8 protein-coding genes are annotated in these 7,866 nt (G+C 74.6%); 7 read left to right on the top strand and 1 reads right to left on the bottom strand.

The genetic code is table 11. The features are described from left to right. Window positions 1-501, top strand: a 501-nt coding sequence (locus KBX37_RS32640; RefSeq protein ID WP_210779687.1) for a MarR family winged helix-turn-helix transcriptional regulator, incomplete at its 5' end; no start/stop codon positions are given. A gap of 15 nt (window positions 502-516) precedes the next feature. Here the strand turns inward: KBX37_RS32640 and KBX37_RS32635 are convergent. Next, a complete protein-coding gene (locus tag KBX37_RS32635) occupies window positions 517-837 on the bottom strand; it encodes a GYD domain-containing protein (protein WP_210779686.1) in 321 nt (106 codons plus the stop codon). Window positions 838-1,098: 261 nt separating this feature from the next. Here KBX37_RS32635 and KBX37_RS32630 point away from each other — a divergent pair, with 261 nt between their 5' ends. The 6 genes from KBX37_RS32630 to KBX37_RS32605 all read left to right on the top strand — a co-directional run. After that, complete coding sequence (locus KBX37_RS32630) at window positions 1,099-1,944, top strand: SPFH domain-containing protein (RefSeq protein ID WP_210779685.1); 846 nt, start codon at window positions 1,099-1,101, stop codon at window positions 1,942-1,944. 162 nt (window positions 1,945-2,106) lie between these two features. Next, complete coding sequence (locus KBX37_RS32625; protein ID WP_210779684.1) at window positions 2,107-3,732, top strand: serine/threonine-protein kinase; 1,626 nt, start codon at window positions 2,107-2,109, stop codon at window positions 3,730-3,732. A gap of 42 nt (window positions 3,733-3,774) precedes the next feature. Further along, window positions 3,775-4,815 carry a hypothetical protein gene (locus tag KBX37_RS32620; RefSeq protein ID WP_210779683.1) on the top strand — a complete coding sequence of 347 codons (1,041 nt, stop codon included), beginning with the start codon at window positions 3,775-3,777 and terminating at the stop codon, window positions 4,813-4,815. A gap of 71 nt (window positions 4,816-4,886) precedes the next feature. Continuing rightward, the gene (locus tag KBX37_RS32615; protein WP_210779682.1) at window positions 4,887-5,792 is read left to right on the top strand and encodes a hypothetical protein; all 906 of its coding nucleotides are present in this window, start codon (window positions 4,887-4,889) and stop codon (window positions 5,790-5,792) included. Between the two features lie 206 nt (window positions 5,793-5,998). Continuing rightward, window positions 5,999-7,255 (top strand): MFS transporter, encoded by a 1,257-nt coding sequence (locus KBX37_RS32610; protein ID WP_210779681.1) that lies wholly within the window; start codon window positions 5,999-6,001, stop codon window positions 7,253-7,255. 121 nt (window positions 7,256-7,376) lie between these two features. Beyond that, a partial coding sequence (locus tag KBX37_RS32605; RefSeq protein WP_210779680.1) for a maleylpyruvate isomerase family mycothiol-dependent enzyme occupies window positions 7,377-7,866 on the top strand: 490 nt, incomplete at its 3' end.

Raw genomic sequence — 7,866 nt, 5'->3', positions numbered from 1 at the left:
GCCCACCCGCCCGGCCCCGAACTGCTCGGCACCCGGCTGCGCCATCTGCTCGACCTGCTCGACGGCGAGGTCGCCGCCGTCTACGCCGACCTCGGGCTGCCCGGGTTCCGGCCGCGGTTCACCCCGGTGATCCGGACGTTGGCGGCGGGCGGCCCCGCGTCGATCCGCGCACTGGCCGAGGCGACCGGGGTGACCCACTCCGCCGCCAGCCAGACCGTCGCGCAGCTGGCGAAGGCGGGCCTGGTCACACTCAGCCCCGGCGCGGACGCCCGGCAGCGCATCGCCCACCTCACCCCGAGGGCCGAGTCGCTGCTGCCCGTGCTGCACGCCGAATCGGCCGCCACCACGGCCGCCGCTCGCCGGTTCGAGGCGGAGCTGTCGTACCCGCTGAGCCGGCTCGTCGACGAGGCGCTGGCCGCCCTCGGCCGCAGGTCGATGCGGCAGCGGATCGCCGACGTCGCGCCTGACCTCGTACCGTGGGAAAGCCCGTCCGGCGACTAGCTCATCGTCCGCCGGTCACTGACCCGGGGGCGTGTACGTGGTCTTCATCCGGGTCACCTCGTCGACCTCGGCGGGAGTCAGCACCGGGGTGATCTGGACGCTCAGGCCGCCCGTCGCGCCGATGGCGATCGCCAGCCCGGCCACCGTCTTGTGGTCCGGCAGCTCACACAACACGTAGGTGTCGTCCTCGGCGAACGCGAAGTGCATCGACTCCATCCGCCCGCCGGCCTCCTCGATCATCTTTCGGACCACCTCTGCGCGCTTGGTGCCACCGTCGTTGACCAGCCCCTTGAGCCCCGCGGCGGAGTAGGTCGACTTCAACAGGAACTTCGCCACCTCGGCACCAACTCCCAGATGTCCTGGCGGTCGCTCGACGGCCACCAGCCTGTAGCTGCCCTTCCGCCCTCACGCTAGTGCCCGTCCCCGCAGCCCAGCGCCCGTTCCGCCAATCGATGCCGCGGGCGGCCCCCACCCGGGCCGCACCCGCCACCGGGCGGATGCGGCCCGCCGGTGGTCGACGGTCGCGGCGCAGGACTGCCGCCCGCCGAAACGGGTATGCCCGGCGCCGGAGGCGGGCGCCTCCGGGAACGAGGGGTCATGGGAGCCGCCGCCGGGTTCGTCGCTCTGGTCATCGTCGTCGCGCTCGTCGCGCTGCTGCTCGCGCTCAGCGTACGAATGGTGCAGCAGTACCAGCGCGGTGTCGTCTTCCGCTTCGGCCGGGTGCTGGACCGCATCCGGCAGCCCGGTCTCCACCTGATCATCCCGGTCGCCGACCGGATGGTCCGGGTCAGCATGCAGACCACGGTGATCGGGGTGCCCGCGCAGGGCGTCATCACCCGGGACAACGTCACCCTCACGGTCGACGCGGTCGTCTACTACCGGGTGGTCGACCCGGTGAAGGTGCTGGTCAACGTGCGGGACTACCCATCGGCGGTGCTTCAGGTGGCCCAGACCGCGCTGCGGTCGGTGATCGGCAAGGCCGACCTCGACACCCTGCTGCGGGACCGGGACCGGATCAACGCCGAGTTGAAGGCGGTGATCGACGCGCCCACCGAGAAGCCGTGGGGGCTGCTCATCGAACGGGTCGAGGTCAAGGACGTCTCCCTGCCCGAGGGGATGAAGCGGTCCATGTCGCGGCAGGCCGAGGCGGAACGCGAACGCCGGGCCCGGGTGATCGCCGCCGACGGCGAGTTCCAGGCGTCCCGCCGGCTCGCCGACGCCTCCCGCGCGATGGCCGACACTCCCGGTGCCTACCAGCTGCGACTGTTGCAGACCGTGGTGGACGTGGCGGCCGAGAAGAACAGCACCCTGGTCATGCCGTTCCCGGTGGAACTGCTCCGGTTCTTCGACAAGCTGGCCCGCGGCGCCGGGGAGCAGATCGAGGCGCCGGAGGCGGTGCCGAGCGTCCCCGGCGACGGCCACCGCCGGGAAGGCCACCGCTGAACGGCCCGCGTCAAGTCCGCTGACCGAAACCCATCCATCATCACGGACGTCCGGACGCGGTGGAGCAACCGTTGCGCCGATGGACCGGACGCCCCCCGTGACGAGAATGATCAGCGTGGCCCTGACCCGTGACCGCTCCCCGCAGGCCGGGGAGGCCGCCGCGTGAGCGCGGACTGGCAGCTGTCCGGCTACACGCCGGTACGGCAGCTCGGCGCCGGCGCGTCCGGCCGCGTCCTGCTGGCCACCCACGACGCCAGCGGCACCCCCGTCGCCATCAAGTACCTGACCAGGGCGGTGGACGACAACCCGACCCGCACCGCGTTCCGCGACGAGGCCCGGTTGCTCGTCGAGGTGGACGACCCGCACATCTCCCGGCTCTACGAGTACGTCGAGTCCCCGCACGGCGCCGCCATCGTGATGGAGCTGGTCAACGGGGTGTCCCTGCGGCAGATGCTGCGCGCCCACGGCCCCACCGAGCCCGAGGCGGCCCTCTGCGTGCTCAAGGGCTCCCTCGCCGGGCTGGCCGCCGCGCACGCCCGAGGCGTCGTGCACCGCGACTACAAGCCCGAGAACGTGCTGGTCGACATCGACGGGCAGAGCAAGCTGGCCGACTTCGGCATCGCCGTACCGGTCGGCCGGGACGGCGGCGGATCGGTCAGCGGCACCCCCCGCTACATGGCCCCCGAACAGTGGACCGGCGCGCCGGCCAGCCCGGCCTGCGACATCTACGCCGCCACCGCCACCTTCTACGAGTGCCTGACCGGCCGCCCCCCGTACGACGGGCGGGACCTGATCACCCTGCGGACCCAGCACGCGCAGGCGCCGATCCCCACCGAGGCGGCACCGCCACCCGTGCACGACCTGCTCCGCCACGGCATGGCCAAGCAGCCCGCCGACCGGCCGCAGCCGGCGGAGGTCTTCCTCGCCGAGCTGGAACGCACCGCCGCGGACGCCTACGGCGCGGACTGGGAGGAGCGGGGCCTGGCCGAGCTCGCCCGCCGGGCCGCGCTGCTCGCCGCGCTCTTCCCGTTCCCCGACGGCACCGCCGGCGCCACCAGCCTGGCCGGCACCACGTTCGGCGAGACGGGGCCCGCCTCTCGGCGCGGGACCGGCCGCGCCGTGCTGCTCGGTGCCGGCCTCGTCGCCGCCCTGCTGCTCGGCGGCGCCGGCCTGAGCTACGCCGCCCGGCACGCGCCGGCGCTGACCCTCGCCGACGGCCAGGCCGCGCCGCGCGCCTCCGCGCTCACCTCGCTCGGCCCCAGCCCGTTGGTCGCCGCGCCCGCCATCGACGCCGTGTCGCCCAGCCCGACCCCGACGGCCTCGGCGTCGGTCACCGCCACGGCGTCGCCGACCCGGTCGGCCACCGCGACGCCCACCCGGTCCCGCAGCGCGAGCCCGACGCCCAGCGCGTCGACCAGCCCGCCGCCGCCACCGGACGGCACGGCACCCGTCGTCGGGAAGCTCGACGCCAGCCCCACCCTCCTCGAACCCGGAGGGTGTCCCTACGGCAACCGGGCGAGCACGGTCACCGCGACCGCCAGCGACGACCGGACCAGCGCCGAGGACCTGCGGGTGAGCTTCCGCTACACCCTTGGCGGCGTCACCCGCGCCATCGGCATGACCCACGTCGGGCGGGGCGTCTATCGGGGCACCCTCGGTGACCTGCCGGCGCCGAAGTCCAGCACCCGCATCCCGATCCAGGTGGTCGCCGTCGACGTCGCCGGCAACGCGGCCGACCCGGCCGGGCCGGTGTACGTGTCGCTCTCCTCGTACTGCACCCCCGGCTAGGAGCCGGCCGGTGCGACAGTTCCCGACGAAAGGTGACCTCCGATGAGCAGGCCGGGGGAGCGGGGCGCGACGCCGACCGGCGACGACGAGCCCACCGTCCACCTGGCCGCGACCGGGCGTCCCGGCCCGGCCGACCGGACCGTCGATCTGGACGGGACCGTGAACCTGGACGGGACCGTGAACCTGGACCGGACCGTCAACCTGGACCGGACGGTGAGCCTGGACCGGACGGTGCAGCTCGGGGTCGCCGACGAGACGGTCCAGCTCGGATCGCTGGACCGGACGGTGCACCTGGGCGGCGGGGGCCACGGAAGCCCGCGCGACGCCGTGGACGAGACCGTCCACCTGGGAGCGGGCGACCGGACCGTGCACCTCGGCGGCACGGACGCGACCGTGCATCTCGGCGCCGCCGACCGGACCGCACACCTCGGCGCGACCGGGCCGGCGATCGACGCCGGCGCGCTCGACTCGACCGTGCGGCTCGGCGCGACCGAGGCGACGTACGCCAGCACCACCCCGGCCAGCGCGGCCACGCTGGCCACGGGTCGGGGCGTACCCTCGCCGGCCGGACCGACCGGGGTGGGCGGTGAGGTGCGGTTCGGGCCCGGCGTGCCCACGACGCCGCCCGCCGCGCCGGCCTGGCCGACGGCGTCCCCGCCGCGCCGCCGACGCCCCCTCTGGCGGCGGGTGGTGGCGGTGCTCTCCGGTCTGCTCACCGTGGCTCTGGTCGCCGTCGTCGGCTTCTACCTGTGGCAGCGGCTCGACCCGTTGGAGATCGGGGAGGTGACCGTGGCGGTACCGCAGCCGGCCGGGGACCGGTGCGACGTCACCGTCGACGTGGTCGCCACCGTGCGGACCAACGGCCGCAGCGGCGTGCTCGAGTACCAGTGGCTGCGCTCCGGCTCTCCGCCCGGTGCCCTGCTCAGCGAGCGGGTCGGCTGGGGCCAGCGCACCGTCACGCTGTCGTTGAAGTGGGCGTTCAACGGGGTGGGCAGCACCACCGAGACGGCCACCGTCAACATCGTCTCCCCGTCGCCGCACCAGGCCCGCGCGGAGGTGAGCTACGCCTGTCGCGGTGCGTGAAAGGTGTTTCCCCACCGGCGGGTTCGGGTAGGTCGGGGCCGACGACCTGACGTTTCGTGTGGAGGGCAGCTATGAAAGACAACTTCGGCGACGCGGTGGGTGACGCCCTCCGCGCGGTGATGCTCTTCCTGCCCAGGGCGGTCGCCTTCGTGGCGATCCTCGTGGTGGGCTGGCTGATCGCCAAGGCCGTACTGAAGATCGTGGACAAGGTCCTGGAGCGGGTGCACTTCGACAGGGCCGTCGAGCGGGGTGGCATCAAGACCGCGCTCGCCCGGTCCAGGTACGACGCCAGCGACATCGTCGCCAAGCTCGCCTACTACGGGATCCTGCTGGTCACCCTGCAACTGGCCTTCGGCATCTGGGGTCCCAACCCGATCTCCGACCTGATCGCCGGGGTCATCGCCTGGCTGCCGCGCGCCTTCGTCGCGATCGTCATCGTGGTGGTCGCCGCGGCCATCGCCAACGCCGTCAAGGACATCATTAGCAGCGCCCTCGGCGGCCTGTCCTACGGCCGGGTGCTGGCCACCATCGCCTCGGTGTTCATCCTCGGCCTGGGCATCATCGCCGCGCTCAACCAGATCGGCGTCGCCACCGCCGTCACCACCCCGGTGCTGATCGCCGTCCTCGCCACCGTCGGCGGCATCCTGGTCGTCGGGGTCGGCGGCGGACTGGTCCGGCCGATGCAGAGCCGCTGGGAGTCCTGGCTCAGTCGCGCCGAGGAGGAGTCGCGGGTCATCGCCACCCACGCCCGGGCGTACCAGGCCGGCAAGCGGGACGCGCAGGCCCACGTCGCCACGCCGGTCACCCCGTACGGCGAGTCGGAGCTGACCCAGCCGGTGCCCCGGGACGACGACGCCGACCGGACCCAGGTGGTGCCGCCCCGGCAGGCGACGGCTACCCACGACGAGCCGGTGCCGGCCGACAGCGAGGCCACCATGGTGATCCCGCCGGTCGACGGCGGCCCGACGCGCCGCTGACCGCACGACCACCGACCGGGGTGGGAGCCGCACGGGTCCCACCCCGGTTCGTGTCCGTCCCGTCGAAACGGGATCGCCAGGCCCGCCGGTGGCCGCTAGCATCGGCGCATGACCTGGCGATGTTGATCCGTAACTGAGGGCCGCAACCGCGGACCACCCCGGACGCCGCACGTCCCGCGTCCGTCCGGTCCCGTGGAAAGGCCCTCATGATCGTCACCACCGCAGCACCGCCCGGCGTCCGCCGCCTGGCGGCCACCCTCTACGGGTACGCGTTCCTCCAGGACCTCGTCCTGCTCTACCCGGTGTACGCGCTGCTGTTCAGCGACACCGGCCTGTCGATCGGCCAGATCTCCTCGCTCTTCGTCGTCTGGTCGGCGACCAGCATCCTGCTCGAGGTGCCCTCCGGCGCCTGGGCCGACGCGGTCTCCCGCCGGCTGCTGCTCTGCCTCGCGCCGCTGCTCGCCGGCGCCGGCTACGCCCTGTGGGTGCTGGCCCCGTCCTACCCGGCCTTCGCCCTCGGTTTCGTCCTCTGGGGAGCCGGCGGTGCGCTCGGCTCCGGCGCCCTGGAGGCGCTGGTCTTCACCGAACTCGACCGGCTCGGCGCCGCCGGCCGCTACGCCCGCACCATGGGCCGGGCGCGCACCGCGGCGGTGCTCGGCGTGCTCGCCTCGATCGGCCTGGCCGGCCCGGTGCTCGCCGTCGGCGGCTACCCGGCCGTCGGCGCGGCCAGCGTGCTGGCCACCCTGCTGGCCGCCGCCGTCGCCACCCGTTTCCCCGAACACCGTCCGGCCCGGTCGGCCGGGTCGGAGCCCGCGGAGGAGGGCGACGACCTGGGCTGGGCGGCGACCCTGCGCGCCGGCCTCGCCCAGGCCCGGGCCGACCCACGGGTACGCGGGGCGCTGCTGCTGGACCCGGCGGTGGCCGCCGTGTGGGGCGCCCTCGACGAGTACACGCCGCTGCTGGCCCGGGACACCGGCGTCGCCGAGTCGACCGTGCCGCTGCTGCTCCTGCTCGGGTGGGCCGGGGTGACCGTGGGTGGCCTGCTCGCGGCGCCGGCCGAACGGCTGGGTACCCGGGGCTACGCCGCGCTGCTGACCGTGGCCGCCGTCGCGCTCGCCGCCGGGGCGGGACTGCGCCACCCGGCGGGGTTCGTGCTGGTCGGTGTCGCGTTCTGCGCCTTCCAACTGGCCACGGTGCTGGCCGACGCCCGGCTCCAGGCGCGGATCACCGGGCCGGGACGGGCCACCGTCACCTCGGTCGCCGGCATGGCCACCGACCTGACCATCATCGCCGTCTACGGCGGGTACGCCCTGGTCGCGGCGGTGGGCGGCAACCGGGCCGCCTTCGTGGTGGCGGCCGTGCCGTACCTGCTGGTGGCGGTCGTCCTGCTGGCCACCCGCGATGGTGGCCGTGGCGGTCCGGGGCGGGAGCCGGTGGCCGGCCCCAGCGGCGGGCCGACGTGAACCCCGCCCGCACCTTCAGCCGCGCCGGTGGCCCGGCGAGCGCCTTCGGCCAGGCGGGAAGCGGGCAGGGTGCACGGCCCGGCGGGCGGCTCGTGTCGGTGCCGGCGGTTAGCGTGGCCGAATGACCGGTGTGAGCTACGACCGTTGGTGCGCCGAGATCGTGCAGCAGAGCGACCTGCTCCGGTCGCATCTCGACGGCGCCGACCTGACCGTCGCCGTCCCGTCCTGCCCGGGGTGGAACGTGGGCCAGCTGGTGCGGCACCTTGGGGGCGGGCAGCGGTGGGCCGCGGAGATCGTCCGTACCCGTCCGTCCACGCCACCGTCGGACACCCACTTCCGTGACCTGTCGCCGTACGCCGACGAGGACCCGGCGGTGGTCGGGCCGTGGCTGGTCGAGGGAGCCGCCGAGCTGGCCGGGGCACTGCGCGACGCCGGGCCGGCGGCCCGGGTGTGGACGCCGCTCGGGCCGGGCAGCCCGGCGTTCTTCGCGCGCCGGTTCGCCCACGAGACGCTCGTGCACCGGGCCGACGCCGCGCTCGCCCTCGGCGTCGACGTGGCGGTCCAGCCGGAGGTCGCCGTCGACGCCCTCGACGAGTGGTTGGAGCTGGGCG

Source organism: Micromonospora sp. U56 (genome assembly GCF_018070095.1).
Classification (GTDB): domain Bacteria; phylum Actinomycetota; class Actinomycetes; order Mycobacteriales; family Micromonosporaceae; genus Micromonospora; species Micromonospora purpureochromogenes.
This window is presented reverse-complemented; position numbering and strand designations above follow the sequence as displayed.

Excerpts from the sequence above, each read along its gene's own strand:
- KBX37_RS32620 (WP_210779683.1), top strand. The coding sequence starts at position 3,775 with ATGAGCAGGCCGGGGGAGCGGGGCGCGACGCCGACCGGCGACGACGAG.
- KBX37_RS32615 (WP_210779682.1), top strand. The coding sequence starts at position 4,887 with ATGAAAGACAACTTCGGCGACGCGGTGGGTGACGCCCTCCGCGCGGTG.
- KBX37_RS32630 (WP_210779685.1), top strand. The coding sequence starts at position 1,099 with ATGGGAGCCGCCGCCGGGTTCGTCGCTCTGGTCATCGTCGTCGCGCTC.
- KBX37_RS32610 (WP_210779681.1), top strand. The coding sequence starts at position 5,999 with ATGATCGTCACCACCGCAGCACCGCCCGGCGTCCGCCGCCTGGCGGCC.